This is a genomic window from Haloferax marisrubri, from assembly GCF_001469875.2.
In the GTDB taxonomy this organism is placed as follows: Archaea; Halobacteriota; Halobacteria; order Halobacteriales; family Haloferacaceae; genus Haloferax; species Haloferax marisrubri.
Window position 1 is genome coordinate 100,197 of record NZ_LOPW02000010.1, and the last position, 24,093, is coordinate 124,289.

General features: G+C 68.5%; 28 protein-coding genes. 7 read left to right on the forward strand and 21 right to left on the reverse strand.

The features are described 5' to 3' along the window. Positions 1 to 18 precede the first annotated feature (18 nt). Complete coding sequence (locus AUR65_RS20590; RefSeq protein WP_013035426.1) at positions 19 to 174, reverse strand: DUF7563 family protein; 156 nt, start codon at positions 172 to 174, stop codon at positions 19 to 21. Between the two features lie 138 nt (positions 175 to 312). Between AUR65_RS20590 and AUR65_RS07680 the strand changes: the two genes are divergently transcribed. Continuing rightward, entirely contained in the window at positions 313 to 1,650 is a 1,338-nt protein-coding gene (locus tag AUR65_RS07680; RefSeq protein WP_058566277.1) for a M28 family metallopeptidase, read from the forward strand. Positions 1,651 to 1,659: 9 nt separating this feature from the next. Here AUR65_RS07680 and AUR65_RS07685 read toward each other — a convergent pair whose 3' ends face one another. The 10 genes from AUR65_RS07685 to AUR65_RS07730 form a co-directional block, all read right to left on the reverse strand. Further along, positions 1,660 to 1,986 carry a hypothetical protein gene (locus tag AUR65_RS07685; protein WP_058566278.1) on the reverse strand — a complete coding sequence of 109 codons (327 nt, stop codon included), beginning with the start codon at positions 1,984 to 1,986 and terminating at the stop codon, positions 1,660 to 1,662. A 100-nt stretch (positions 1,987 to 2,086) separates the two neighbouring features. Continuing rightward, positions 2,087 to 2,734 (reverse strand): HAD family hydrolase, encoded by a 648-nt coding sequence (locus AUR65_RS07690; RefSeq protein ID WP_058566279.1) that lies wholly within the window; start codon positions 2,732 to 2,734, stop codon positions 2,087 to 2,089. Between the two features lie 86 nt (positions 2,735 to 2,820). After that, positions 2,821 to 3,669, reverse strand: coding sequence for a tRNA pseudouridine(38-40) synthase TruA (gene truA, locus AUR65_RS07695; protein WP_058566280.1), 849 nt, complete (start codon positions 3,667 to 3,669; stop codon positions 2,821 to 2,823). 90 nt (positions 3,670 to 3,759) lie between these two features. Beyond that, positions 3,760 to 4,227: a universal stress protein gene (locus tag AUR65_RS07700; RefSeq protein WP_058566281.1), complete on the reverse strand. Its 468-nt coding sequence runs from the start codon at positions 4,225 to 4,227 to the stop codon at positions 3,760 to 3,762. 117 nt (positions 4,228 to 4,344) lie between these two features. After that, positions 4,345 to 5,640 carry a histidine--tRNA ligase gene (gene hisS / locus AUR65_RS07705; protein WP_058566282.1) on the reverse strand — a complete coding sequence of 432 codons (1,296 nt, stop codon included), beginning with the start codon at positions 5,638 to 5,640 and terminating at the stop codon, positions 4,345 to 4,347. 63 nt (positions 5,641 to 5,703) lie between these two features. After that, complete coding sequence (locus AUR65_RS07710) at positions 5,704 to 6,609, reverse strand: EamA family transporter (RefSeq protein ID WP_058566283.1); 906 nt, start codon at positions 6,607 to 6,609, stop codon at positions 5,704 to 5,706. Between the two features lie 76 nt (positions 6,610 to 6,685). Beyond that, a complete protein-coding gene (locus tag AUR65_RS07715; protein ID WP_058566284.1) occupies positions 6,686 to 7,276 on the reverse strand; it encodes a DUF7411 family protein in 591 nt (196 codons plus the stop codon). Positions 7,277 to 7,279: 3 nt separating this feature from the next. Next, positions 7,280 to 7,645 (reverse strand): DNA-binding protein, encoded by a 366-nt coding sequence (locus AUR65_RS07720; RefSeq protein ID WP_004976420.1) that lies wholly within the window; start codon positions 7,643 to 7,645, stop codon positions 7,280 to 7,282. 105 nt (positions 7,646 to 7,750) lie between these two features. Then, positions 7,751 to 8,206, reverse strand: a complete 456-nt coding sequence (locus AUR65_RS07725; RefSeq protein WP_058566285.1) for a 30S ribosomal protein S19e — start codon at positions 8,204 to 8,206, stop codon at positions 7,751 to 7,753. A 115-nt stretch (positions 8,207 to 8,321) separates the two neighbouring features. Then, positions 8,322 to 9,350 carry a lysylphosphatidylglycerol synthase transmembrane domain-containing protein gene (locus AUR65_RS07730; RefSeq protein ID WP_058566286.1) on the reverse strand — a complete coding sequence of 343 codons (1,029 nt, stop codon included), beginning with the start codon at positions 9,348 to 9,350 and terminating at the stop codon, positions 8,322 to 8,324. Positions 9,351 to 9,502: 152 nt separating this feature from the next. On the opposite strand from AUR65_RS07730, the gene thiL reads away from it, so the two are divergent. Further along, a complete protein-coding gene (gene thiL / locus AUR65_RS07735) occupies positions 9,503 to 10,393 on the forward strand; it encodes a thiamine-phosphate kinase (RefSeq protein ID WP_058566287.1) in 891 nt (296 codons plus the stop codon). Positions 10,394 to 10,432: 39 nt separating this feature from the next. On the opposite strand, the gene AUR65_RS07740 is transcribed toward thiL, so the two are convergent. The 4 genes from AUR65_RS07740 to AUR65_RS07755 form a co-directional block, all read right to left on the reverse strand. After that, the gene (locus tag AUR65_RS07740; RefSeq protein WP_058566288.1) at positions 10,433 to 11,572 is read right to left on the reverse strand and encodes a site-2 protease family protein; all 1,140 of its coding nucleotides are present in this window, start codon (positions 11,570 to 11,572) and stop codon (positions 10,433 to 10,435) included. A 419-nt stretch (positions 11,573 to 11,991) separates the two neighbouring features. Continuing rightward, positions 11,992 to 12,237, reverse strand: coding sequence for a DUF7123 family protein (locus AUR65_RS07745; protein ID WP_049917659.1), 246 nt, complete (start codon positions 12,235 to 12,237; stop codon positions 11,992 to 11,994). 307 nt (positions 12,238 to 12,544) lie between these two features. Next, positions 12,545 to 13,330, reverse strand: a complete 786-nt coding sequence (locus AUR65_RS07750; RefSeq protein WP_058566289.1) for a molybdopterin synthase — start codon at positions 13,328 to 13,330, stop codon at positions 12,545 to 12,547. Between the two features lie 24 nt (positions 13,331 to 13,354). Continuing rightward, the gene (locus AUR65_RS07755; protein WP_058566290.1) at positions 13,355 to 13,699 is read right to left on the reverse strand and encodes a hypothetical protein; all 345 of its coding nucleotides are present in this window, start codon (positions 13,697 to 13,699) and stop codon (positions 13,355 to 13,357) included. Positions 13,700 to 13,792: 93 nt separating this feature from the next. Between AUR65_RS07755 and pyrH the strand changes: the two genes are divergently transcribed. Then, positions 13,793 to 14,506, forward strand: coding sequence for a UMP kinase (gene pyrH, locus AUR65_RS07760; protein WP_058566291.1), 714 nt, complete (start codon positions 13,793 to 13,795; stop codon positions 14,504 to 14,506). 1 nt (position 14,507) lies between these two features. Beyond that, positions 14,508 to 16,181 carry a lysine--tRNA ligase gene (lysS, locus tag AUR65_RS07765; protein ID WP_058566292.1) on the forward strand — a complete coding sequence of 558 codons (1,674 nt, stop codon included), beginning with the start codon at positions 14,508 to 14,510 and terminating at the stop codon, positions 16,179 to 16,181. Between the two features lie 39 nt (positions 16,182 to 16,220). Here the strand turns inward: lysS and AUR65_RS07770 are convergent, their stop codons facing one another. Next, complete coding sequence (locus AUR65_RS07770) at positions 16,221 to 16,736, reverse strand: BGTF surface domain-containing protein (RefSeq protein ID WP_058566293.1); 516 nt, start codon at positions 16,734 to 16,736, stop codon at positions 16,221 to 16,223. Between the two features lie 104 nt (positions 16,737 to 16,840). Further along, positions 16,841 to 17,380, reverse strand: a complete 540-nt coding sequence (locus AUR65_RS07775) for an LURP-one-related/scramblase family protein (RefSeq protein WP_058566294.1) — start codon at positions 17,378 to 17,380, stop codon at positions 16,841 to 16,843. A gap of 130 nt (positions 17,381 to 17,510) precedes the next feature. On the opposite strand from AUR65_RS07775, the gene AUR65_RS07780 reads away from it, so the two are divergent. The 3 genes from AUR65_RS07780 (at position 17,511) to AUR65_RS07790 (ending at position 21,555) form a co-directional block, all read left to right on the forward strand. Further along, the gene (locus AUR65_RS07780) at positions 17,511 to 17,963 is read left to right on the forward strand and encodes a hypothetical protein (RefSeq protein WP_058566295.1); all 453 of its coding nucleotides are present in this window, start codon (positions 17,511 to 17,513) and stop codon (positions 17,961 to 17,963) included. A 148-nt stretch (positions 17,964 to 18,111) separates the two neighbouring features. After that, positions 18,112 to 19,899, forward strand: a complete 1,788-nt coding sequence (locus AUR65_RS07785) for a site-2 protease family protein (RefSeq protein ID WP_058566296.1) — start codon at positions 18,112 to 18,114, stop codon at positions 19,897 to 19,899. 105 nt (positions 19,900 to 20,004) lie between these two features. Further along, entirely contained in the window at positions 20,005 to 21,555 is a 1,551-nt protein-coding gene (locus tag AUR65_RS07790; RefSeq protein WP_058566297.1) for a heme-binding protein, read from the forward strand. A gap of 177 nt (positions 21,556 to 21,732) precedes the next feature. Here the strand turns inward: AUR65_RS07790 and AUR65_RS07795 are convergent, their stop codons facing one another. The 4 genes from AUR65_RS07795 to AUR65_RS07805 all read right to left on the reverse strand — a co-directional run bounded on the left by AUR65_RS07795 (position 21,733) and on the right by AUR65_RS07805 (position 23,948). Further along, complete coding sequence (locus AUR65_RS07795; protein ID WP_058566298.1) at positions 21,733 to 21,981, reverse strand: hypothetical protein; 249 nt, start codon at positions 21,979 to 21,981, stop codon at positions 21,733 to 21,735. A gap of 129 nt (positions 21,982 to 22,110) precedes the next feature. Beyond that, positions 22,111 to 22,563: an SHOCT domain-containing protein gene (locus AUR65_RS07800; protein ID WP_058566299.1), complete on the reverse strand. Its 453-nt coding sequence runs from the start codon at positions 22,561 to 22,563 to the stop codon at positions 22,111 to 22,113. Positions 22,564 to 22,704: 141 nt separating this feature from the next. Next, entirely contained in the window at positions 22,705 to 22,875 is a 171-nt protein-coding gene (locus AUR65_RS19915) for a hypothetical protein (protein ID WP_006601108.1), read from the reverse strand. Continuing rightward, a complete protein-coding gene (locus tag AUR65_RS07805; RefSeq protein ID WP_058566300.1) occupies positions 22,875 to 23,948 on the reverse strand; it encodes an aldo/keto reductase in 1,074 nt (357 codons plus the stop codon). The genes AUR65_RS19915 and AUR65_RS07805 overlap by 1 nt, the downstream gene beginning before the upstream one ends. Positions 23,949 to 24,093 lie beyond the last annotated feature (145 nt).

The following is a 24,093-nucleotide window of genomic DNA, read 5'->3' on the forward strand; positions in this document are numbered from 1 at the left end:
AGGGCGGTCGCGTCGCGGTTAGTGTCGGGTCGCTCTCGCTTCTCGGACCTGCGAACCGTCCCGGACTAGGTCCTCACAGTGCGGACAGACGCGGGGGGCGTCCATGCCCTCCGGGGCGAACACCCTGACGTAGCCTTCCGTGACGAAAGAATTGCAGTTCTGACATGTAGGCATGGCGGTCGTGCGTACCACGTCAACTGAGTTAGATGTTGTGGGCGATTTTCGGCACCCGACACCGACTTCGACCGCGAAGGTCCGGTGGCGGCCCCCGGCGGCGCAAATCACTTTGCTCGGCGAGCGTGTGGGAGTGCTATGGACGACCTCTCCTCCGCAGTCCGCGAGGCGTTCGCCCGGACGTGGGTCGACGACCGCCCGTGGGCGTTCCTCACCGACCTGACGGCCATCGGCGACCGGATGGCCGGCGGGCCGGGCGACCGCCGCGCGAGCACGCTCGTCGCCGACGCCCTCGCCGACGCGGGCGTCAGGCGCGTCGAGTTCGACCCCTTCGAGATGGCGCGCTGGACCCGCGGCGACACGACGCTCGACCTCACCGCGCCCGACGAGCGGCGCTTCGAGGCCGTCGCGCTCCCGTACGCTCCGCCGGCGACGGTCTCCGGCCCGCTGGTCGATGTCGGCTACGGCACGCCGAGCGAAATCGACGCCGCCGACGTGGACGGCGCGCTCGCCGTCGCCAGCACGACGACGCCAGCCGGCGGCCGGTTCGTCCACCGGATGGAGAAGTTCAACTACGCAATCGACTCCGGTGCGGTCGGCTTCGTCTTCGTCAACCACCTCCCCGGGCAACTCCCGCCCACCGGGGCGCTCCGCTACGACGAGGAGGCCGCCGCGCCCGCGGTCGGTGTGAGCGCCGAAACCGGGTCGTGGCTGACCGACTACGCGGCCCGCGGCGGCGAGGCGACCCTCGCGGTCGACGCCGAGACGACGCCCGGCGAGAGCCGGAACGTCGAGGGTCGCGTCGGCCCCGACACCGACCGCGAACTCGTCCTCTGTGCCCACTTCGACGCCCACGACATCGCCGAGGGCGCGCTCGACAACGGCTGTGGCATCGCGGTCGTCGTCACCGCGGCGCGACTGCTCGCCGAGATGGACCTCGACCTCGGGGTCCAAGTCGTCGGCGTCGGTGCGGAGGAACTCGGGCTGACCGGCTCCGAACACCTCGCGGACCGACTCGACCTCGACCGCGTCGCCGCCGTCGTCAACGTCGACGGCGCGGGGCGGTTCCGCGACCTCGTCGCCCACAGCCACACCTCGGAGGCGACGGCCGAGGTGGCGACCCGAGTCGGCAACGAGACGCGCCACCCGGTCGAAATCGAACCCGAACCGCACCCCTTCAGCGACCAGTGGCCGTTCGTCCGCGCCGGCGTCCCGGCGCTTCAGCTCAGGAGCGAAAGCGGCGAGCGCGGCCGCGGCTGGGGCCACACCCACGCCGACACCCGCGACAAGGTCGACGACAGAAACGTCCGCGAACACGGGATGCTAACTGCACTTATCGTCCGCGAACTCGCGGCGGCGGCCGCCGACGGGGAGATTCCGCGGCTCGACGACGACGACCTCGCCGCGGCGTTCCGCGACGCCGACTTCGAGACGGGGATGCGGGCCGCGGGCATCTGGCCCGACGGCTGGGAGTGAGTCCGGCGGTCAGTCGCGCGCGGACGACTCGGTGTCGTCTCCTCTGTCGCCGCCCGAGTCGCGCCCGTCGCCGCCTTCGTCGGCGTCGCTGACTTCGACCGTTAGCTCCGCCGCTTCGAGCGCGCTTTCGGTCGCGGCCTCGACGACCATCCCGGCCCCGATGACGACGTAGTACATCCCGTAGACGAACGTCGGCACGGCTATGAGGAGATAGAGCGCGAGGCCGGCGATGCCCGTCAGGCTGGCGAGGAAGCCGCCGACGGCGTTGCCGACGCCGACGATAAACAGGCCGAAGACGATGCGGAGGGTCGCGTCCCACGCGGCGGACCGGTCCATGCGTGAGCCGACGGCGAGCCGCGTGATGTGTCTACTGGTCGATACGCGGCTCGGGGCCGCGGACCCGCGGTGAGGATCGCGGGAGTCGTGCTTCCGCGCGTCAGCACACCGCGAGCAGTTCGTCCAGCGAGTCGAGTTCGTAGGTCGGTTCGGCGGCCAACTGGTAGCCGTCGCGGTGCGGTCGGCGGATGAACGCCGAGTCGATGCCGGCGCGGTCGGCCGCGACCACGTCGACGTTGCTGTCGCCGACGTAGAGCGCCGAGTCGACGCCGAGGTCGCCCATCGCGCGCTCGATGTAGTGCGGGTTCGGCTTTTTCACCCGCGCGCCTTCGACCGTCGGGTCGCGGCCGTAGGCCACCTCGAAGCGGTCGTCGATGTCGAACACGTCGAGGATGTGTTCGATGGTCGCGTGCTGGTTGTTGCTCACGACCGCCAGCGGGTGGTCGATGTCGTCGAGGGCGGTCACGTCGTCGTACAGCGGTTTCGTCCCGTTTTCGAGACACGCCCGCTGGGTCGCCGCGGCGTGACTCTCGTGGTGCGACCAGAAGTCGTCGACCGGCACGTCGTGGACCGCGCAGATGCGGCGCAGGCGCGTGAGCCCGCCGTTGATTACCCCGTCGACCGTCTCGGTCGTCGGTTCGACGTCGAACTCGGCGAACGCCCGCCTGACCGCCTCCCGCTGGACTTCGAGGAGCGTCGGCTTCGTCAGCACGCCGTCGTTGTCGAAGATGACAGCGTCGTAGCACATGGTCGGCGATTCGCACCCGAACCAAGATAACGTTGCTATGTGCGACCCCAACCGCTCCGGAGGGCTATTGACTCCTCGCGCGTCCGTCAACTGCTGTCTTCGCCGTCACCGACGCTTCCGGCGTCGCCCGCCACGACTCCGTCGCGGATGCGCGACCCGACGCGCCAGCCGATGCGGTCCGCCAGCGCCCGCTCGCCGAAGGCGGCCGCGGTGCTCTCGGCGGCCATCGAGTCCACGTCGAACTCGACGTTCGGGTAGTCGACCGCCGTGAGAAGCAGGGGCGTCGGCGGCGCGGGCGCGATGCCCGCGGGGCCGTCGAGGTGGTCGGGACCGAGCGCGTCGTCCACCTTCGACGGCGGGGCCGCGCCCGACCCGACGGCGCGGACGAGCGAGACGAGTCGGCGGACGAGTTCGCGGGCGAAGCCGCCGGCCTCGACGCGCACGAGGAGGAAGTCGCCGTCGCGGGTCAGGTCGCCGTCGATGGCCCGGACCGTTCCGTGGTCGTCGGGCGTGAGGTTGTGGAAGTCGTGTTCGCCGCGGCAGGCGTCGAAGGCGTCTCGCGCCCGGGCGTCGTCGAACCCCTCGCTCGGCGCGTGGAGGTCGTAGACGTACTCGCGGCGGGTCGGCCGGTGTCGGGCGTGGAAGTCGTCGGGGGCGTCGGCGGCGGCCCACGCCCGGACCGTGCCCGGGAGCTCCGAGTTCAGCGCCCGCGGCGTACACCAGTCGGGGCACTCGAAGGCGACGGTCTGTGCGAGCGCGGAGACGCCCGCGTCGGTCCGCCCGGCGGCGGCGTAGTCGGTCGGTTCCTCGTCGTCGTCGCAGACGCCGAGCGCGCGGCAGGCGTCGAAGAGGGCGTCCTCGACGGTCGGCACGTCCGGCTGTCGCTGGAACCCGTTGTACGGGCGTCCGTCGTAGGCGACGCGGAAGGCGCGCATGTCGGGTGATTTCCCGGCGGACTACTTAACCGACTCCACCCGGTTCGCCAGCATCGGTCGCCCTGTCGATTCCGCGCCGTCGCCCCGCGACTACACGTCCGCGTCCAGCGACTGCTCGTCTTCGACCGGCGAGTCCTCGCTTCGGATGGTGAGTACCGGCACGTCGGCCATCCGGAGCACGCGCTCGGTGACGCTCCCGAGCAGGTAGCGCTCGATGCCCCGGCGGCCGTGGGTGCCCATCACGATGAGGTCGGCGTCGACCTCCTCGGCGTACCGGAGAATCGCCCGGTGCGGCGAGCCGTGTTCGACGGCCGTGACGACCTCGACGCCGTCCGCGTCGGCCGCCTCGACGGCCTCGGAGACGATGCGCTCGCCTTCCTCCTCGTAGGCGCGGACGAGGCCGCCGGCGTCGAGTTGGGTCGCGTGGAGGACGCGCTCGTCGACGACGTAGAGTGCGTACACCGTCGCGTCCGCCGTCGCGGCGAGGTCGATGGCGCGTTCGAGCGCCTCGTCGGCGGGGGCGCTGCCGTCGAGCGGGACGAGAATCCTGTCGTACATGTCACTCGTCTGTACGACGGGCGGGAACAAAAGGGCGTGCGCCAGTACCGGGGCGCGGGAACGCGGCGGGAGTCTGCCGGTACGAGGACCGGGTTTCCCGGTGCGAGCCGGCGTTCGCTACTCGTAGTCCTCGTAGGTCGGCGCGTCGCGGTCGCCGGGGAAGTCCTCGACGGGGACGGTGGTCTGGTCGCCGCTCGCCATGTCCTTGACCGTCACCTCGCCGTTTTCGAGGTCGCGCTCGCCGACGATGACGACCGTGTCGGCGTTGACGGAGTCGGCGTAGGACATCTGCGCGCCGAAGCTCCGGCCGGACACGTCGGCCTCGACGACGTTGCCCGCCGCGCGGAGGTCGCGGGCGATATCGGAGGCGACCGCGCGGGTGTCGCCGACGGTGAGGAGGTAGTAGTCGGTCGCCAGTTCTTCCTCGGGCCAGACGCCGGCGCGCTGGCAGAGCAGTTGGAGCGTCGCGCCGCCGATGCCGACGCCGACGGCGGGAGTGGGCTGCCCGCCGAACGACTCGATGAGGTCGTCGTAGCGGCCGCCGCCGAACGTCGCCCGCGACACGTCGCCCGTGGAGTCGAAGCACTCGAAGACGACGCCGGTGTAGTAGTCCAGCCCGCGGGCGGTCGAAAGCGACACCTCGCAGAACTCGCCCGCGCCGAAGTCGTCGGCGGCGGCGAGGACGTTCCGGAGGTTCTCGACCGCGGCCTCGACGTTGTCGCCGCCGAACTCGGCGATTTCGTCGAGGTCGCCGCGCTCGATGAGGTCGGCGAACTCGCCGGCCTGGTCGTACGAGAGGCCGGCGTCCGAAAGCAGGCCGAGGTACTCCTCGCGTTCGACCTTCTCGGACTTGTCGACGGCGCGGACCGCGTCGGCCACGTCCACGTCGGCGTCGAACGACCGGAGCAGGCCGCCGAGGATGTCGCGGTGGGAGACGCGGAACTCGAAGTCGTCGGCGGTGAGGCCGAGGTCGGTCAGCGCGTCGGCGCAGAAGGCCAGAATCTCGGCGTCGGCCTCCGGCTCCGTGGAGCCGAAGATGTCGGCGTTGGTCTGGTAGAACTCGCGGAAGCGACCCTGCTGGACCTGCTCGTAACGCCAGAAGGGGCGGGTCGAGACCCACTTGATGGGCTTCGACAGCGCCTGTTGCTTGGCGACGACCATCCGGGCGACCGTCGGCGTCAGTTCGGGCGTGAGGGTGACCTCGCGGCCGCCTTTGTCCTCGAAGGCGTACAGTTCCTCGACGATTTCCTCGCCGGACTTGTCGACGTACATCTGGGTCCGTTCGAGGTGGGGCGTCCCGATTTCGCGGAAGCCGTAGCGGGCGGCGGCGGTCTCGACGGTGTCGACGACCTCGCGCCGGGCCGACATCTCGCCGGGATAGAAGTCACGAAATCCCTTGAGTCGGTCGTACATGCGCGTTGGTTGGCGAAGGTCGCGCTTGAAACCTGTTGTTCGACCCGACCGGGCCGCGGCCGGTCACCCGACGAGCGACGCGAGCGCCGACAGGTCGCCGAGGGCGATGAGCGAGACGCCGACGACCGCGAGGACGGCGGCGGCGAGACGCGTCCCGAACCGGGCCTCCCGGAGGACGACGCCGCCGAGGACGACGGCGACGATGGCCTGCATGTTGACGATGGGCGAGGCGATGCTCGCCGGCACCAGCCCGAAGGCGGTCGACGTGACGTGTTCGCCGACGGCGACGAGCGCGCCCGCCGCGGCGAACTTCGGGAGGTCGCCGCGGACCCCCGGCCACTCCCGCACTGCGACAGGCAGGACGGCGAGCGCCGCGCCGACGAACAGCACCGGGACGAACACGCTCGTCGGGATACCGAGTTCCTGCAGCGCGACGCGTTTGCCCACGTCGCTGACGGCGTAACAGGCCGCGCTCGCCAGCGCGAGTTGGGCGGGCCGCGAGCGGACCGCGCGCCGCAGCGGGTCGAGGAACGCTCCGCCCTCGTAGTTCGCAACGTAGACGGCGACGGTGGCGACCGCGACACCGAGCACCTGAACACCCGTCAGGAACTGGTTCAGAAACAGAATCTCGATGGGGAGGACGAACACCGGGACGAGTTTGTTGATGGGTGCGACGTAGGAGACGTCGCCCGCGTCGAGCGCGTCGACAAACAAGATGAGCGCGACGCCCACGAGGGCGGCCGTGCCGGCGACGATTCCGACGCCCGTCGCGCCGAGGTCGGCCAGCGAGGGGACGGCGGCGGGGTCGTACCTTACTGCCGTTATCGGGAGGTACAGGACGACGGCGAACGCGTTGACGACGACCGTGAGGACCGCACCGGAGTAGCCCGGGAAGTACCGCTTCAGGGCGAAGATGTAGATACCCCAGACGAACGCGGCGAGAACAGAGTAGGCGATGCCGGGGTCCATGGTTCACCCGGTGCGCGGCGGGGTGAAAAACGACGCGGTACGCGCCGGGGTGGCGGTTGAGCGCGGGGGCCCGCCCTCAGCGTCGGCCGTGGACGTAGCTCTGGGTGTGGTCCGGAAAGACCTCGTCGACCGCCGCCTGCCCGTGTTCGGCGGCGATGAGTCGGCGGAGTTCGCCCTCGTAGTCGGCCTTCGGAATCTCCTCGGACGGACCGGTCTCCACGTCGAGGTGCGACTCCACGAGGCGGTCGACCGCGCCGCGGCCGAACCCCGAAAGCGGCGAGAGGTAGTCCACGCCGTGGCGGTCTTCGAGGCTCTGGGCCTGCGCCCGCGAGATAGACGGCACGCGGTCGTCGCGACGGGTGCCGTCGGCGACGGCGTCGAAGTCGAGGCCGCAGACCGCTTCGAGGGCGTGTTCGTGGACGCGCTGGATGCCGCCGCGGGGGTAGCCGTCTTCGACCATGCGGGCGGTTGCCTCCCGTGCGACCTCGTCGTCGAGTTCCAGCGTCTCGAAGGCGTAGCCCAGTTCGGCCGCCGCGTCGCGGGCGTGCGTCCAGTCCTCCGTGACCCCGAAGTGCGCGGTCACGAGCGTCACGTCGTAGAAGGTATCGAGAAGCAGCGCGGCGAGCGAGGAGTCCTTGCCGCCGCTGTAGAGGAGCGCGAGTTCCACGTGTTACCGGCGGCGGATGTTGAAGCTCTTCGACTCGGGCTGCAGCTCTTTCAGGAGCGCCTTCATTTTGTCGTCGTCGATGCGGCCCTGGATGCGCCCGCTCTGGGCGAGGGCGACGATTTGGCGTTCGACCTGCTCCGCGAAGTCCGGCTTGGACATCTGCACCGCGTTGAGGCGCTGGCGGGCCTCGTCGGTCAGATGCTGTTTGAGCAGCGCCTGTTTCTGCTGTTCGGCGCGCTGCTGGGCGGCCTCTTCGGCCTGCTGTTGCTCCGCGGAGCCCTGACCGCCGCCGCCCCGCTGTTCTTGGAGTTCCTGCATCTTCTTTTTCCGAAGCTCCTCCAGTCGCTCATCGTCGGGACTGCCACTCATACCCTAGCGCACGGTCCGATGTCTGAAAACCATTACGGACCCGCATACGGACGGCTCTGGGGGAATCGGCGGTCGAAGAAGAACTCTCGGTGTGTGTCGGCGGCTCTACGCGTAGCGTTCGAGTTCCGGACGGTCGAGGTCGGCGAGCACGTCGGACGCGGCGTTGTCGAGGAAGCTCGTCCCCTCGGCGGTGATGCGGCGACCCTCACCCTTGGCGGTCTCGACGAGGCCTTCCTCTTCGAGCTGCTGGAGGAGCGTGCGGATGATGTTCTTGCTGCCGGCGTCGCTGTGCGCACCGGAGACGTTGTAGCGGTTGGTGCCGCGCTTGAGGCCGCCGTACTCGGTGGAGAGACGGTCGACGCCGACGGGGCCGTTCATGGCGACCTTGCGGAGCAGGCTCGCGCCACGGACGTACCAGAAGTCGTCCTGCTGGGGCGGGAGTTCGCGGGTCTGGCCGCTCTTCGCGAAGGCCATCCAGTCGGGTTGCTCGATACGGTCCTCGAGTCGTCCGGCGACCTCTTCGATGAGGGCGTCCGCCGGGACGTCATAGATGGTTACCATGGCTATTGGTTCATAATCGCGGCGTTTAAAGGCATCGTATTCGCCCGATACGGGCGGTTGGAGGCTCCTGCGCCCCGACCGGCGTCTGCCGGGCCGACAGCCCGCGTCCGCGCCGTCAGGACCGCCACCCGCGCGCGCTCTCCGTGCTCATCACGAGGCCGCCGAGCGCGACGGGCACCCAGTAGATGAACCCCCGGAAGACGACGACGCCCGCGGTCGCCACGTCGAACGAGACGGCGGAACTCGCGGCGGCGACGAGGATTGCGAGGGTCCACTCGATGCCGCCCGCGCCGCCGGGAAGCGGCGTCACGCCGGCTATCGCCCCGATGGGGACGACGAACAGCGCGATGGAGAAGGCGATTGGCGCGCCGATGGCGTGGAACGCCACCCAGAGCGCGACCATCTGGCAGAACCAGCCGAACCCCGACAGGCCGAGCGCGACCGCCAGTCCCCGCGGGTTCCGACCGACGCGCTCGATGGAGCGGAAGAAGCCGTTGATGCGGCGCTCGATGCCGTCGTTCGTGGGCACCGACACCCGCGGGACGTACCGCGCGATGGTTCGAATGAACGGCGTCAGGACGCCGATGAGTCGGCGTTCGAGGTCGTAGCGGCGCTTCCACGCGGTGTAGACGGCCGCCGGCACGCCGACGGCGAGGGCGACCACGGCGACGAGCGCGATTTCGAGGTTGCGGCCGAGCGTCACCTCGGTGGCGTAGTAGCCTGCACCGATGAGCGCGATGGTGATGGAGGGGACGAAGTTGATGGTGTCCACGCTGGCGATGGCCGCCAGTCCGGTCTCGTACTCGGTGTCGGCGCTCCGTGAGATGAGGAGCGCGGTCACGGGCTCGCCGCCCGCCTGTCCGAACGGCGTGATGTTGTTCGAGAACGTCGCGCCCGTGAAGATGAGGAACGAGCGGATGACGGAGATGTCCACGCCGAGCACGCCGAGGACGGTCTTCAGCGACGTGCCCCACGAGACGAGCCAGAGGAACGTGATAGCGAGGATGGCGACCAGATAGGTCGGCTCCGCCATCGTCACCCGGTCGACGAGTTCGTCCACGCCCGCGAAGTAGAACAGGACGGCGAAGACGACAATCGCCGCTGCGAAACCGAGCACCGTCGCGCGGAGGTTCTCGCGGGCCATTTGCTGGGGATGCGTCTACGACGGGCATTAAGTCACCGGATTCGACGGCCGAGTAACAGGTCTCGCGTCGCCGCCGTCGGGGGACTCGCGGCCCGCACCGCCGCTCGCTGGCGGATAGATGGACATTTCCGCTCCGCCCGACACGTCCGGATATGGACGAGCGCGCCGCCCTCAGACTGCTCGCCGCGGACCTGCCGGACGCCGGCGACGACGCCGCCGTCGTGGACGACCTCGTCGTCACGACCGACATGCTCCACGAGACGACGGACTTCCCCGCGGGGACGACCCGCTACACCGCCGGCTGGCGGGCCGTCGGCGCGTCCCTCTCGGACGTGGCCGCGATGGGCGCGAGCGCGACCTGCGCCGTCGCCGCCTACGCCGCCGTCGAACTCGACGAGACCGAACTCGGGGACTTCGTCCGGGGCGCGCGGGACGTGTGCGAGGCGGTCGGCGCGGCGTATGTCGGCGGCGACCTCGACACCCATCGGGAGTTCACGACGGCGACGACGGCCATCGGCCGCACCGACGACCCGGTTCGCCGCTCTGGCGCGGAGCCGGGCGACCTGCTCTGCGTCACCGGCGAACTCGGCCGGTCGGCCGCCGCCGTCCGCCTGTTCGAGGCGGGCGAGACCGTCCGCGCGAACGACCTCTTTCGGTTCACGCCCCGCGTCGAAGCCGGCGTCGCCCTCCGCGGGTCGGCGACGGCGATGATGGATTCGAGCGACGGCCTCGCCCGCTCGGTCCACCAGCTCGCGGAGGCCAGCGACTGCGGCTTCCAACTCGACTTCGACGCGCTCCCGGTCCACGACGGCGTCGCCGAGGTGGCGACCGATTCCGAGGATAGACGCGACCTCGCGGCGTTCTTCGGCGAGGACTTCGAACTCGTGTTCACGGTCCCCGAGCCGGCGCTCGACGCCGCCCGCGACGCGACCGACGTGCCGCTCACGGTAGTCGGGAAAGTCGTCGAGGAATCCGCCGACGCCGCCGTCGTCGCCGACGGCGAGGCTGTGCCGGACCGCGGTTACACCCACGGCGACGAATAGAATACCTGTTTTTTCGGCGGATTCGCGCCCGCCCGCGCCCTATCCCGGAATGACCTGAACCGGCACGAGGAGGAAACACGCCGCGCCGAGGGCGAACGTAAAGAGGCCGACGGCCATTCGGGCCGGTCCGAGCGGCGTCTCGTCTATCGGCTTCGCCGGGCCGTTGTAGGCGATGAACGTCGCCATCAGCCCCCAGAAGAACCACAGGCCGACGGACTCGTTGAGCCCGAGGCCGCGGACGTAGTGCAGGTAGCCGGCGATGCCGAACAGGACGAGCGGCACGGCCGCCGCGAGCGACTCCTGGCGCTCGCCGAGCATCGCCCGGACCATGTGGCCGCCGTCGAGTTGACCGACCGGGAGCAGGTTGAGGACGGTGAAGAACATCCCGACCCAGCCGCCGATGACGACGGGGTGGACGACGGTCCGGGGGTCGGCGTACTCGGTCGGGCGACCGAGCACGGTCGCGATGGCGTCGAGGAGCGGCGGGTTGTTGAAGACGATGGTGTCGGACGACCCGACGAGGACCCGACTCGGGACGGTCATCGGTTCGAGCGAGAGGCCGATGACGGTGACGATGATAGTCGCCACGAGGCCGGCGAGCGGGCCGGCGACGCCGATGTCGAACAGCGTCTTGCGGTCGGGCATCTGCCCGCGCATGCGGATGATGGCACCGAGCGTGCCGAACGGGAAGATGAACGGGATGAGGTAGGGAAGCGAGACGTTGACGCCGTGGTACCGGCCGACCGCGTAGTGGCCGAGTTCGTGGACCGAGAGGACGCCGAGGACGGCGGCGGTGAAGGGCCACGCCCGCAGGATCACGAGCGGGTTCGCGGTGATGTCGGACAGGGGGATGTAGTACCACGCGTACGCGCCGACGAACAGCGTCGAGAGGACCGTCAGCGCGAACAGCGCGATGTTCTTCCACGGGACTCCCTCAACGCCCTGCGAGGCCGGTTCGACGATGACCACGTCGGTCTGTCCGAGGTCGCCGACCTGCGCCTGCACGTCGTAGCCGGCCTCCCGGAACGCCGGCCAGATTTCGCGGACGAGCATCTGCTCGGGGACGAGCGACTCGCCGTAGTAGATTCGCCGACGGCCGTCTGACCGCACTTCGTGGACGTCGAAGACGGCGCGAAGTGCTTCCACCGGCGGTCCGTCCGCCGATTCGGACTGTTCCATTGACGGGCAGTAAGCGTGCGACGCGCATAAATCCCGTGACGGGACCCGAACCGACCCGGCGATGGCGACGCGAGAGAGCCGTCGCTCCGGGTGTTTACGTCGAACCGAGGAAAACGAAGCGTCGCGAAACCGTGCGGGTGTCGCCACGGAACGGGTGGGCCGTCACCGGGGGTGTGTGGTGGAGCCCGTTCCGGCGGGCTTACGCGGGGAGTGCGCCGGTTCGTCGGAGTCACGAACCGAGCGGGGCTGTCGGGCAGTTGGAGTCGAGTCGCCTCTCGGCTTGGGTTCCGAGCGCGCTCGGCGGGGCTGTCACGGGGCCGTGGGCTGTCGCGGGGTCGCAGTCAGTTCGTCCGGGGACCGGGCGGTGCGCGTCGTGCTGGCGCGGCGTCGGTCGGGGCCGGGGCGGGCAATGCGGGTTTTCAGGCGGTCTCGACGCGCCACGTGGTCGCGCTCGTGTACGACCACTTCTCGATGGTCAGGTCCGTCGCGGAGTCGCGGAGCTTGACCATCAGCGCGCCGATTTCCTTGGGAGACAGGCCGACGTCGTCGGCGATGAATTTGCTCTTGAAGTACATCTCGCCGTCTTTCGCACGGTCGAGCAGGTACTGCTTGAGGCGGTCTTCCTTGGAGCTACTGTCGGTGGAGGGGGGTACTGTTGCGCTCATCTGGTACACCTCACTTCCACCTAATGGCCCATCACCTGTTATAAAGGAAGGTCCGTTAGAATTAGTTCGGCCGCTTTCAGCCTGAATCGACTCAAAGGGTACGTTTTAGGAATCTTTGAAATCCGCTTAGATTTTTTAGAACCGGTTTTGAGAAATCCTTTCTGAAAATATTATATTGAATATATGGGGGTAAACACGCCCCGTTTCACCCCGTCTGACGCCGCATTTTGCGGCAACCCGTGCCGCAATATCGGTCGATTTTCGCGCCTTCGCGACTATCTGCGTATTCTGAATAATCCGCTCCGCCTCAGCGGTCGTGGACCCAGAACTCCTCGTCGGTGGTCGTCTCCTTCTTGAATATCGGCACCTCGTCTTTCAGGCGGTCGATGCCGTCTTCGACCGTTCTGAACGCCTCTCGCCGGTGGCCGGCGAGGACGACGACGAACACGATGTCCTCGCCGTCGCCGATGACGCCCACCCGGTGGTGCATGAGAACGCGGAGAACGCCGTCGCGCTCCTCCAACTCCGCCGAAATCGCGGCCATCTTCGACTCCGCGACGCCGTCGTACTTCTCGAATTCGAGGCTGAGCGTCGGGTCGTCGTCCTCCGACTCCTTCGCGCGCACCCGCCCGGTGAACGTCGCAATCGCCCCGGCGTACACCTCCAGCGGGTCCGCCTTCGCGCGCTCGACCAGCGTTTCGAGCGTGACGTGCGGTTCGTGCGAGTCGATTTCGGCGGCGAGGGACGCCACGTCCGCCGCCTCCGCCGTTTCGGCCTCCGCGACGACGTTCGCCGCCTCAGCGCCCGCGAGTGCGAGCGTCGGGACGCGCGCGTCGGGGAACCCCGAGAGAAGCGCGTAGTCGTACTCCGCCGAGAGGTCGTCGAGGAGGTCGTCGAGGTCGCGGTCGTCGCCCGTCCCGACCCAGTTACCGGCCGGCGAGAGGCCGTACGCGGCGGCGGCGCCGTCTGTCGACTCCGGTTCGGTCGCGCTCTCGGGGAGCGATTCGACGGTGGCGACGCGGCCGTCCAACTGCGCGGCGAGTCGGTCGCAGAGCGTCGTCGCGCCCGCGCCGACGATTCCGAGGACGTGCATACCCGAAGGACGGCCCGCGCCGGTTTAAGATTGCTCCGTGCCGGCCTCGTCAGCGTCGGCCGACGACTCCGTCTCGACCGACTCGGGGCGCGGGCGGGTCCGATAGAGGTGGACGGCGACGGCCACGCCGGTCAGGCTGAGAAGCGTCGCCAGCCACGGGGCCGCCGCGCCGACGGGCGTGTCGGCCGTCGCGGGAAGCGTGTCGAACTGCCAGAGCGCCCAGCCCACGGAAAAACAGGCCACCAATGCCCAGTTGAAGACGGTGCGGCGGTCGAACTCGCCGCGTCGGTGGCGGGCGAGAATCGCCCCGAGAGCGAGCACCCAGCCGACGACGATGAGCGTGACCGTCTCCACGGTGACGAGTCGCATACCGGTAGTCGCCGCGAGAGTGGTTTAAAGCCCCCGACACGGGCGTCTCGCACTTGATAACCCTTAAGATGCGCTCACGGATACCCGTGTGCAATGAGAGTCGTCATCTCCATCGGCGGAAGCGTGCTCGCGCCGGACCTCGACGCCCGACGCGTGGAGGGTCACGCCTCCGTCGTCGAAACGCTCGCGCGGGACGGGTGCGAAATCGGTGCGGTCGTCGGCGGCGGCGGTGTCGCCCGCGACTACATCGGCGCAGCCCGCGACCTCGGTGCGAACGAGGTCCAACTCGACCAGATCGGTATCGACGTGACCAGAATCAACGCCCGCCTGCTCATCGCGGCGCTCGGCTCGCAGGTCGACCCCAAGGTCGCCCACGACTACGAGGACGCCGGCGACGCCATCCGACGCGGCGACATCTCGGTGATGGGCGGCGTCATGCCCGGCCAGACCACCGACGCCGTCGCGGCCGCGCTCGCCGAGTACGTCGACGCCGACCTGCTCGTCTACGCGACCAGCGTCGACGGCGTCTTCAGCGCCGACCCGAACAGCGACCCCGACGCGACGAAGTTCGAGGAGATGACCGCAACGGAACTCGTCGACGTCATCGGCGACATCGAGATGAACGCCGGGTCGTCCGCCCCGGTCGACCTCCTCGCCGCGAAGCTCATCGAGCGCGCGAAGATGCGCACCATCGTCCTCGACGGCACGGACCCCGACCGCATCACGCCGGCGGTCCTCCGCGGCGAACACACGGGCACCGACATCATCCCCGAGGGCGGCGACGAACCGACCTACTGGGCCCCCTAAGATGACGACCGACGACCTCTCCCGCGGCGACGCCCCCGCCGCGGACGCGACCGACGGCGACGGCGACGCGGACGCCAACCACCACGGCTTCTGGGCCGACGAAGTCGCCGACGAAATCGAGGCCCGCGACCCCGACGAACCGGTCGTCGTCAAGGGCGGCGTCTCTCCGTCCGGCGTGGCCCACCTCGGCAACTTCAACGAAATTATGCGCGGCTACTTCGTCGCCGAGGTGCTCCGCGAGCGCGGCCACGAGGTCCGGCAGGTGTTCACCAGCGACGACAAGGACCCCCTCCGGAAGCTCCCGCGAAAGCTCGCGGACGCCGACGGCGACATCGTCGGTCTCGGCGAGGTCGACGCCGGCGCGCTCGGCCGCAACCTCGGCAAGCCGTACACGTCGATTCCGGACCCGTTCGGCGAGGCCGAGTCGTACGCGGCGCACTTCGCGGCGCTCCTGAAGGCCGACGCCGACCGCCTCGGCGTCCCGGTGGAGATGATTTCCAACACCGAACTGTACGACAACGGCGACTTCGACCCCGTGGTCGAACACGTCCTCGAACACGCCGACACCGCCCGCGAGGTGCTGGGCGAGTACCAGTCGAAGGTCGACGAGGACTACGTCCCCTTCAACCCCGTCTGCGCCGAGTGCGGCAAAATCACGGAGACGGTCACGGATATCGACCTCGACGCCGGCACCGTCGACTACGTCTGTACCGACATGACCGTCGGCGACAACACCATCGACGGCTGCGGCCACGAGGGGACCGCGACGTTCCGCGAGGGCAAACTGCCGTGGCGCTTCGAGTGGCCCGGCCAGTGGCAGGTCCTCGGCGTCGACTTCGAGCCGTTCGGCAAGGACCACGCCGAGGGCTCGTGGCCCTCCGGCAAGGACATCGCCGAGAACGTCCTCGGCATCGAGCCGCCGGTACCGATGGTGTACGAGTGGTTCACGCTCAACGGCGAGGCGCTGTCGTCGTCCGCCGGCAACATCGTCACCGTCGCGGAGATGCTCGACCTGCTCGAACCCGAGGTGCTCCGGTACTTCTTCGCGCTCAACCCGCGGAAGGCCCGCGACCTCGACCTCACGCGACTCGACCAGCTCGTGGACGACTTCGACCGCTTCGAGCGCGCCTACTTCGGCGAGGTCGACGACGAGAGCCTGACTCGCTTCGCCGAGCGCGCCTACCCGTTCGTCGTCGACGAGGTCCGCGAGGACCGGATTCGACTCCCGTACACGTTCGCGGCCGTCCTCGGTATGACCGACGACGAGGACCTGCGCGTCAAGATGGCTCGCAACGAGGGCTTCTTCGACGAGGACACCCCCGACGAGGTGGTCGAGGAGGCGCTCGGTCGGGTCGAACGCGCCCGCCGCTGGGCCGAGAAGATGGACAACCAGTACAACTACCGCCTGCAGGTCGAACTCCCCGAGTTCGACTTCGAGCCCGCGGTCGAGGCCGCCCTCGACGACCTCGCGGACTTCGTCGCCGAGGGCCACGACGGCGAGGCGATTCAGGGCGAAATCTACGAGACGGCGCGCCGCCACGACATCGAGATGGGCGACTTCTTCGCCGCCGGCTACCGCCTGTTCTTCGACGCCGAACAGGGGCCGCGACTCGGCGAGTTCCTCGGCGAGCTAGAGCGCGACTTCGTCGTCACGCGACTCCGCCGCGAGGACTGACCTCGCCCGACCCGCGCTTCGCTGTTTGCGGTTCGATTCTCACGCTCGACGACCCGCGAGCAGCGCCACCGCACCGAGCCCCGCGACCGCGAGCGCGCCGAGACCCGCGCCGAAGCCGGGGATGCCGGTGTCGGTCGTCGACGCTGAGGTGGTCGACGGCGTCGTGTCACCGACGACGACGCCCTCGCGTTCCGCGAGTTCGGTCGATTCGTTGCGGACCGTGACGGAGAACGTCGAGCCCGGCGGAATCTCCGAGAAGTCCAGCGTCGCCGAGAAGTTCCCGCCGTCGCCGACGACGGCCTCGCTCGTCTTGAGGAACCGCGGGCTCGTGTCGCCGGTCGACTGGACGCGGACCGAGAGCGTCGTCCCCGCTTCGAGGTCGCTCGTCCCGGTGATGGTCGCGGCTTCGCTCTGTGCGACGGTCACGTTCCCGTCGTCTGTTGCGAGCGACACCGACGAGGTGTTCTGTGCTTCGACTGCGGTCGCACCGCCGACGAGCGCGGCACAGACGACGGCGGCGACCACGAACCAACGGAAGCGGACGTGCGCGAACATTCCGCGTAGTACTACTCGAATCCGCGGAAAATAGTTACCCGAATGTCAAATAGCTCTTTGAGTCACCGACGATGCGCGGGCCGCGACTCGGGCTTCGACCCCGCTCAGTTCTCCTCGATGGCGTCAATCACGACCGCGCCGACGACGGCGAGACGCGGGTCGATTCGCTCGCGGTCCACGTCCACGGTGTACTTGTCCCGGAGGGAGAACTGCTCGCTCACCGCGCCGACCGGTTCGCTGGTCGCGTCCTCGATGCGATACGAGAAGGGGATAAGCGTCGTGAGGAGCCGTCTGGCGACCGCCATCGGGACGTTGTCCTCGACGATTCGACCCACGACTGAGCCACCGGGGCCGAGCAGTTGGTAGGTGTGTTTGGCGAACGAGAACGCGCCGCGTTTGACCGCGCCGACGCGCTCGCCGGTCCGACTGTCCACGATGTCGTAGGCGGCCGACACGTCGAGGACGCTGTCTGCCTTGACGCGGAAGCGCTCCTCGCCGGAGTCGTGGTCGTTCAGCCGAAAGTCCTCTTTCAGCTTGAACTTCTTTTGCTTCGCCGAGAGGATGGGTTCGTCGCCCTCGTAGACGACGTACTTGTTGCTGATAGATACCTTCTGTCGGACCTCGTAGCGGGAACTGTCGAACACGGTTCCCGATGGTCGCCGGGGTGGCTAAAACCCTTCTGGGGGACGACTTATGTCCCCGACGTGCGTACGGAGAGACGGGCTCGTTCCCCCGCGAACGACGCCTACCGCGGCCTCGCCGCACACAGTTCACATGTCTCTCATTGACTTCATCCGGTCCGTGGAGGAATCGCAAGACGAATTCGACGTCGAACTGGAGGAGTTCGACGCCGACTCCGAGCAGGCGACCGTCGACGACGAGTCCTCGGGCGGCCGCTCGTACGGCCGTCTGCTCCTCGTCGCCCTGCTCCTCGTGGGCGTCGCCTACGCCGTCTCGCGGCTCCGCTCGTCGTCCGGCGACTCCTTCACCGAAATCGCGCTCGCCGACGACCCGACCGAGGAAGACTCGGCGGCCGACGACGAGGCCGACGCGGACGACGAAGACGCCACGGTCACCGTCGAACACGACCCCGAAGACGAGACGGCAGACGACGGGTCCGACGACGAGACTGACGAGGCGGCCGACGAGGAGACCGACGCGGACGACGACGGCGCGGTCGAAGTCGAAATCGAGTCGCCCGGCGACGACGGCGACGACGAGGAGTAACCCGACGCTCTCCCGCGGGTCGGGTTCGGTTGCGGTCGTCGTTCGCGACCGCCAACGCCCGCTCGCGGCCGTCGAACGCGGTACCGTGACCCGAACGGTGGTACCGTAACCCGAACGCCTTTTGGCGCGCGCCGCTTCCCTTCGGGCGATGAACACGCTGCTTTGGGTTCTCGCCGGCTTCATCGCCTACTCTCTCCTCGCGGCGCTGTTGCGTGCTCGCGGTATCCTCCCCGAGTACGTCCGCGTCCAAGGTCCGCTCACGACGGTCCACACCCGTCGCGGCCGCGAACTCCTCGACAGACTCGCCGCCCCCAAGCGGTTCTGGCGAGCGTGGAGTAACATCGGCCTCGGTATCGCTCTCGTCATCATGGTCGGGACGTTCCTCCTCCTCGTCTACCAGGCGGTCGTCATCCTCCAGAACCCGCCCGCCCCGACGCAGGTGAACCAGCCGCAGAACTTCCTCGTCATCCCCGGCGTCAACGACTTCCTCCCGCTTTCGGTCGCGCCGGAGATTCTCTTTGGCCTCCTCGTCGGCCTCGTCGTCCACGAGGGCGGCCACGGCATCCTCAGCCGCGTCGAGGGCATCGACGTGGAATCGATGGGCATCGTCCTCCTGACGATACTCCCCATCGGGGCGTTCGTCGAACCCTCCGAGGAGAGCCAGCGCCGCGCCGACCGCGGCGGGAAGTCGCGGATGTTCGCCGCCGGCGTGACGAACAACTTCGCCGTCACGCTCGTCGCGTTCGCCCTGCTTTTCGGCCCAGTCATCGGCTCTATCTCGGTCGCGCCGGGCGTCGCCGTCTCAGGCGCGTACGCCGGCTCGCCGGCCGACGTGGCGGGTATCTCGGGCGGTGACCGCGTGACCGCCATCGAGGGCACGCCGGTCAACACGACGCAGGAACTCGACGCCGCGCTCCTCGCGACCGACGCGGGGACGGTGTCCGTCGAACTCGACGGCGAGCGGACCGTCTCGGTCACGCGCGAACTCGTCGTCGCCGGCTCCGTCGAAGGCAACCCCGCGAACTTGACCGTCGAGTCCGGGAGCGACCCGATTCGCGTGACCGCGGTCAACGGGACCGCCGTCTCGACGCGCGCCGACTTCGAGTCCGCCGTCGGCGACTCGCGGTTCGCCCGCCTCGACACCTCCGCCGGGGAGCGCACTATCCCGGTCGGTGCCTACATCACGAACGTCGCCGAGGACGGCCCGCTGTACAACGCGACCGGGACGACCCAACCCCTCATCGTCTCGTCGTTCAACGGCGAGCGAATCACCTCCTCGACGGAACTGCAGGAGGCGCTCGACCGGACCGACCCCGACCAGACCGTCCCCGTCGAAGTCTACCGCGACGGCGGCTTCGAGACGGTGCAGGTGACGCTCGGCGAGAACCCGCAGGACGGAAACGGGTTCCTCGGCGTCAACATCTTCCAGGGGACGAGCGGCCTGCTCCTGACCGACTTCGGCACGCAGGAGTACCCCGCGGGGACGTACCTCTCGCTTCTCGGCGGCGACGGCGGCGACGGTGGCGGCCTCGGCAGCGCCTTCGCCGGGTCGCCCCTGCAACTCGTCTACGTGTCGCTGCTTTTGCCCCTCGCGTCGGTCGTCCTCGGGATTCCGAACTTCCCCGGCTTCACCGGGCAGGTCATCAACTTCTATCAGGTCGGCGGCCCGCTCGGCTTCCTCGGCGGCGGCGTCTTCATCGTCGCCAACGTCCTGTTCTGGACGGCGTGGATTAACCTCCAACTGGGGCTTTTCAACTGCATCCCCGGCTACCCGCTCGACGGCGGTCGCATCCTGCGGACCTCGACCGAGGCCGTGGTCTCGCGGCTCCCGGTCGACGACCCCCACACCGTCGTCCGGACCATCACGACCTCGATCGGGCTCACGATGCTCGCGTCGCTCGTGCTCATGATATTCGGACCGACGCTCCTCGGCTGAGCGTCCCGGTCGCTCCCGCCGGGACCGACTCGCCTCTCTTCGACGGTTCTCGAACCGCGAAAACGACTCGCAACTTCAATACCGGATGACTCCCTAGGCCACGGTATGGTAGAGGCCCCACAGACCGACGAGGGCTGGTTCGCGCTGCACGACTTCCGAACCGTCGACTGGGACGCGTGGCGTGACGCGCCCGAACACGAGCGCCGCCGCGCAATCGAGGAGGGCGTCGCGTACCTCGACGCCCACGAGGCGGTCGAGGACGCCGAGGCGGGCGTGTCAGCCGTCTTCTCCGTCCTCGGACACAAGGCGGACTTCGTGGTCGTCCACTTCCGGCCGACGCTCGACGACATCTCCCGCGCCGAGCGGCAGTTCGAGCGGACCGCGCTCGCGGCCTTCACCGAACAGCCGACCTCCTACGTCTCCGTCACCGAGGTGTCCGGCTACGTCTCGGACGACTACTTCGAGGGCAACGAGGAGGACATCGACACCGGCCTGCTCCGCTATATCGAGGGCAAGCTCAAGCCCGACATCCCGGAGGACACCTACATGTCCTTCTACCCGATGTCGAAGCGCCGCGGCGAGGAGCACAACTGGTACGACCTCTCGTTCGACGAGCGCCGCGACCTGATGTCCACCCACGGCGACACCGGTCGGAAGTACGCCGGGAAAATCAAGCAGGTCATCGCATCTTCGGTCGGCTTCGACGACTACGAATGGGGCGTCACGCTGTTCGGCGACGACCCGACCGACATCAAGGACATCGTCTACGAGATGCGCTTCGACGAGGTCTCCTCGAAGTACGGCGAGTTCGGCCAGTTCTACGTCGGCCGGCGCTTCCCGCCGTCGGACCTCGGCGCGTTCCTCGCGGGCGACGGCGTCCCGACGAGCGAGTTCGGCGACGAGTCCCACCACGGTGCGCACGCACACGGCGAGGGCGGACACCACGGCGGTGACGGCCACCATCACGGAGAGGGCGGTCATCACCACGGCGAGGGTGACGACGGTCACCATCACGGCGAAGGCGACGACGGCGGCCACCACCACGGTGACGACGGGGGTGACGAAGCCGACGACGAGGACATTCGCGGTCAGCTCGAAGACCTGAACATCTACGCCGGCAAGCCCCACGGCGAGGACGTGTACGCGACGGTCCTCTACTCCGAGGCCGACGCCGACGAACTGTTCGACGAGGTCGAGGGCCTCCGCGGCAACTTCGACCACTACCCGACGCACGTCAAGACGGCGGTCTACGAGGCCAACGAGCGCGGCCGGGTCGCCGTCGTCTCCATCTGGGAGACGGCGTCGGCCGCCGAGACCGCCGCGGGATTCCTCTCGGAGCTTCCCGGCATCGTCGAGCGCGCCGGCGAGGAGTCCGGCTTCGGCACGATGGGGATGTTCTACACCGTCAAGTCCGAACACCGCGGGGACTTCGTCGAGAAGTTCGGCACCGTCGGCGGCCTCCTCGAAGAGATGGACGGCCACTTCGACACGGACCTGATGGTCAACGTCGAGGACGAAGACGACATGTTCATCGCCAGCCAGTGGCGCTCGCAGGACGACGCCATGGAGTTCTTCCGCTCCGACGCGTTCCGCGACACGGTCCAGTGGGGTCGCGACGTGCTCGCGGACCGCCCGCGACACGTGTTCTTAGCGTAACTTCGCGACCATCGGGAGCGGGGTGAGGAACCCCCATGCGGGGGTGACGCACCCTTTCGGTCCAGATTTTGCCAGCGAGCGGAGCGAGCGCAGGAAACGGTGGCGTGTACGTGCTCACAGACCGCCCGCGACACGCGTTCCTCGCGTAACGCGGTCGAAAATCAGACGCGGCTTTTTCTACGCGAGCGCGGCGCGAACGTCTCGGAGCTTCGGGCGGACCTTGTCGGTGCCGACGCTGTACGCGAAGTACAGCGCCACCGCGCCCATCACGACCGCCCACGCGGCGATTTCGACGTTACCCTGTTCGAAGGTGACGAACGCGAAGCGCTCGATGTACGCGCCGGCGAGAGAGAGCCCCGCGCTCCCGAGACTGAAGACGAGGAGTTCGAGGAGGTCCGGCAGGAGTTCGACGACTGAAGTACGCATGCTCGTCCCAAACCCAGTCGAGCGTTGTGGCTCTTTTGGTCTCGGACCCCCCAATTCGGCCGCGAGCCACGCTCCGACACCGTCACCGGTAGCCGGAATCATCCCGAAACCAGGCCGACTACCGGCCCGTCAGTTCCGCTCGAAGGCTCGCTCTCGCCCGTCGCCGGAGGTCGATTGCGACTCCGACCCGGCGACGTAGCGCTCGGTCTCGACCAGTTTGTCGAGGCGGCGCTCGAACTCCTCGTCGGAGAGGTCACCGGCGGCGTAACGCTCCCGCAGGCGCTCGATGGCCGACTCGTCATCGACGGGGTCGTAGGCCTCTCGGTCCGTCCTCCGCGCCCACTCGTCTTCGCCGTCGGACTCGCCGCCGAAGCAACGCAGGACGCGCCGTCCGCCGTAGGCCAACACCGCCGTCGACGGGGCGACGGCGAGAAACCAGACGACCGCGAGGTGCGCTTCGAGTCCCACCATCAGCGCGATGAGCATCATCCACACGCCGGTGACCACGCCCAGTAGTGGTGGGTTCTGAGCGACGACGCGGGCCTCGCGGGAGAGTGCCGAACCGAATCGTTCGAGGACCATCGGTCGAACGTGTCTCTCGAAATACAAAAAACCGCGTCCGGTCGGGGTTGATTAGTCTCTGTTTCCGTTCTCGTTACCGCGTCCCGGACTGTCGTCGCTTCGTCCCGGGTTCTCGGCGGTGTCGCCGTCGGGGTCGCGCCGTCAGCGTCCGTCTCGGACGTATTTCGCGGCACCCACCACGCCGGTGAGGAGCGTCAGCGCTATCCAGCGGCCGGCGTCGTCGCCGCGTTTCTTGGCGTCGAGGCTGACCAGCCACGCGAGCGCGACGTGGGCGACCGCGGTGACGCCGAGGAGAGTCTTCAGGCGACCCATCAGGCTTCGTTGCGCGCGCCCTTCGCGACGCGCTTGTCGAGGCCGGCCGCGCGGATGTCCTCGCCGTCGACCGACGAGCGGAGCGCGTCCATGCCGTCGAAGCGGTCGATACCGAAGTTGTCCGCGTACAGCTCCTCGACGCGGGTCATCTCCTCGTCGGTGAGTTTCGGCACGTCGGAGGCCTTCGCCCACTCGTCGATGTCGTCTTTCGTGCGGAACGTCGGCGTGACGGCCGCGGTCTCGTCGTAGCCGAGGAGGTAGGCGATAGACGCCTGTGCCATCGTTCGCTCGCCGTCGCGTTCGAGGAAGCGGAGTTGTTCGAGCTTCTCCCAGCCCGTCTCGTACCACTCGTCGGGGCGGAAACCGCGGTGGTCGCCGGAGCCGAGTTCAGTCTCGGGGCGGACCTGCTCGTTCAGGAGGCCCGAGGAGTGCGGCACGCGGGCGATGAGGCTCGTCGAGGAACCGGTCTCGCGGATGGTGTCGAGGAAGTGGTTGCCCACGTCCTGCTCGAAGGCGTTCCAGACGATTTGGAGCGCGTCGAACTCCTCTTCGATGGCCATGTCGCCTTCGGCCAGCCAGCCGATGGAGGGGCCGAGCGCCCAGCCGGTGGCCTTGATGAGGCCCTCCTCTTTCAGTTCATCGAGGGCTTCGAGCACGTCGGGCGTGACCTCGTCGACGTTCGCGTTGTGGAGTTGCAGGAGGTCCACGTACTCCATGTCGAGGCGTTCGAGGCTCTTTTCGGTCGCCTCGCGGACCCACTCGCCGGTTATCTCCTTGGGGAGTTCGCCGTGGCCGGCCTGCGGGTTGTTGTAGAAGTCGTAGCCGATTTTGGTGGCGACGGTGACCTCGTCGCGGTAGTCGGCGAGCGCCTCGCCGACGACTTCCTCGGAGTGGCCGTGGCCGTACACGTCACCCGTGTCGAAGAAGTCGATGCCCCGGTCGATGGCGTGGTGGAGCATCTCGATGGAGTCCTCGTCCGAGCGGTCGCCCCACCAGTCGGTCCCGACGACCCACGCACCGAAGCCGACCTCGCTGACTTCGATTCCGGAGGTGCCGAGTTCGCGGTAGTGCATGCCCGGCCCTACGAATTGGGGCGACTTATTGGGTGTGTTTTGTTTTCGTCTCGTGGGAATCCCGACGCGAACGGCGTTCGCGTCCCGCGGTCGCCCTCTGGATGCTGTGTGTATTTGCTCGCTACCGAGTGAATCCGCAGATTCA

What these genes read in the sequence shown, in the direction of transcription:
- AUR65_RS07755 (WP_058566290.1), bottom strand. Translation starts at nt 13,699, where the DNA reads ATGCGACTCGTCACCGTGGAGACGGTCACGCTCATCGTCGTCGGCTGG.
- AUR65_RS07770 (WP_058566293.1), bottom strand. Translation starts at nt 16,736, where the DNA reads ATGTTCGCGCACGTCCGCTTCCGTTGGTTCGTGGTCGCCGCCGTCGTC.
- AUR65_RS20590 (WP_013035426.1), bottom strand. Translation starts at nt 174, where the DNA reads ATGCCTACATGTCAGAACTGCAATTCTTTCGTCACGGAAGGCTACGTC.
- AUR65_RS07790 (WP_058566297.1), top strand. Translation starts at nt 20,005, where the DNA reads ATGGTAGAGGCCCCACAGACCGACGAGGGCTGGTTCGCGCTGCACGAC.
- hisS (WP_058566282.1), bottom strand. Translation starts at nt 5,640, where the DNA reads ATGTACGACCGACTCAAGGGATTTCGTGACTTCTATCCCGGCGAGATG.
- AUR65_RS07725 (WP_058566285.1), bottom strand. Translation starts at nt 8,206, where the DNA reads ATGGTAACCATCTATGACGTCCCGGCGGACGCCCTCATCGAAGAGGTC.
- AUR65_RS07700 (WP_058566281.1), bottom strand. Translation starts at nt 4,227, where the DNA reads ATGTACGACAGGATTCTCGTCCCGCTCGACGGCAGCGCCCCCGCCGAC.
- AUR65_RS07785 (WP_058566296.1), top strand. Translation starts at nt 18,112, where the DNA reads ATGAACACGCTGCTTTGGGTTCTCGCCGGCTTCATCGCCTACTCTCTC.
- AUR65_RS07745 (WP_049917659.1), bottom strand. Translation starts at nt 12,237, where the DNA reads ATGAGCGCAACAGTACCCCCCTCCACCGACAGTAGCTCCAAGGAAGAC.
- pyrH (WP_058566291.1), top strand. Translation starts at nt 13,793, where the DNA reads ATGAGAGTCGTCATCTCCATCGGCGGAAGCGTGCTCGCGCCGGACCTC.
- AUR65_RS07720 (WP_004976420.1), bottom strand. Translation starts at nt 7,645, where the DNA reads ATGAGTGGCAGTCCCGACGATGAGCGACTGGAGGAGCTTCGGAAAAAG.
- AUR65_RS07750 (WP_058566289.1), bottom strand. Translation starts at nt 13,330, where the DNA reads ATGCACGTCCTCGGAATCGTCGGCGCGGGCGCGACGACGCTCTGCGAC.
- AUR65_RS07685 (WP_058566278.1), bottom strand. Translation starts at nt 1,986, where the DNA reads ATGGACCGGTCCGCCGCGTGGGACGCGACCCTCCGCATCGTCTTCGGC.
- truA (WP_058566280.1), bottom strand. Translation starts at nt 3,669, where the DNA reads ATGCGCGCCTTCCGCGTCGCCTACGACGGACGCCCGTACAACGGGTTC.
- AUR65_RS07805 (WP_058566300.1), bottom strand. Translation starts at nt 23,948, where the DNA reads ATGCACTACCGCGAACTCGGCACCTCCGGAATCGAAGTCAGCGAGGTC.
- AUR65_RS07690 (WP_058566279.1), bottom strand. Translation starts at nt 2,734, where the DNA reads ATGTGCTACGACGCTGTCATCTTCGACAACGACGGCGTGCTGACGAAG.
- AUR65_RS07680 (WP_058566277.1), top strand. Translation starts at nt 313, where the DNA reads ATGGACGACCTCTCCTCCGCAGTCCGCGAGGCGTTCGCCCGGACGTGG.
- AUR65_RS19915 (WP_006601108.1), bottom strand. Translation starts at nt 22,875, where the DNA reads ATGGGTCGCCTGAAGACTCTCCTCGGCGTCACCGCGGTCGCCCACGTC.
- AUR65_RS07740 (WP_058566288.1), bottom strand. Translation starts at nt 11,572, where the DNA reads ATGGAACAGTCCGAATCGGCGGACGGACCGCCGGTGGAAGCACTTCGC.
- AUR65_RS07795 (WP_058566298.1), bottom strand. Translation starts at nt 21,981, where the DNA reads ATGCGTACTTCAGTCGTCGAACTCCTGCCGGACCTCCTCGAACTCCTC.
- AUR65_RS07710 (WP_058566283.1), bottom strand. Translation starts at nt 6,609, where the DNA reads ATGGACCCCGGCATCGCCTACTCTGTTCTCGCCGCGTTCGTCTGGGGT.
- AUR65_RS07800 (WP_058566299.1), bottom strand. Translation starts at nt 22,563, where the DNA reads ATGGTCCTCGAACGATTCGGTTCGGCACTCTCCCGCGAGGCCCGCGTC.
- lysS (WP_058566292.1), top strand. Translation starts at nt 14,508, where the DNA reads ATGACGACCGACGACCTCTCCCGCGGCGACGCCCCCGCCGCGGACGCG.
- AUR65_RS07780 (WP_058566295.1), top strand. Translation starts at nt 17,511, where the DNA reads ATGTCTCTCATTGACTTCATCCGGTCCGTGGAGGAATCGCAAGACGAA.
- AUR65_RS07730 (WP_058566286.1), bottom strand. Translation starts at nt 9,350, where the DNA reads ATGGCCCGCGAGAACCTCCGCGCGACGGTGCTCGGTTTCGCAGCGGCG.
- thiL (WP_058566287.1), top strand. Translation starts at nt 9,503, where the DNA reads ATGGACGAGCGCGCCGCCCTCAGACTGCTCGCCGCGGACCTGCCGGAC.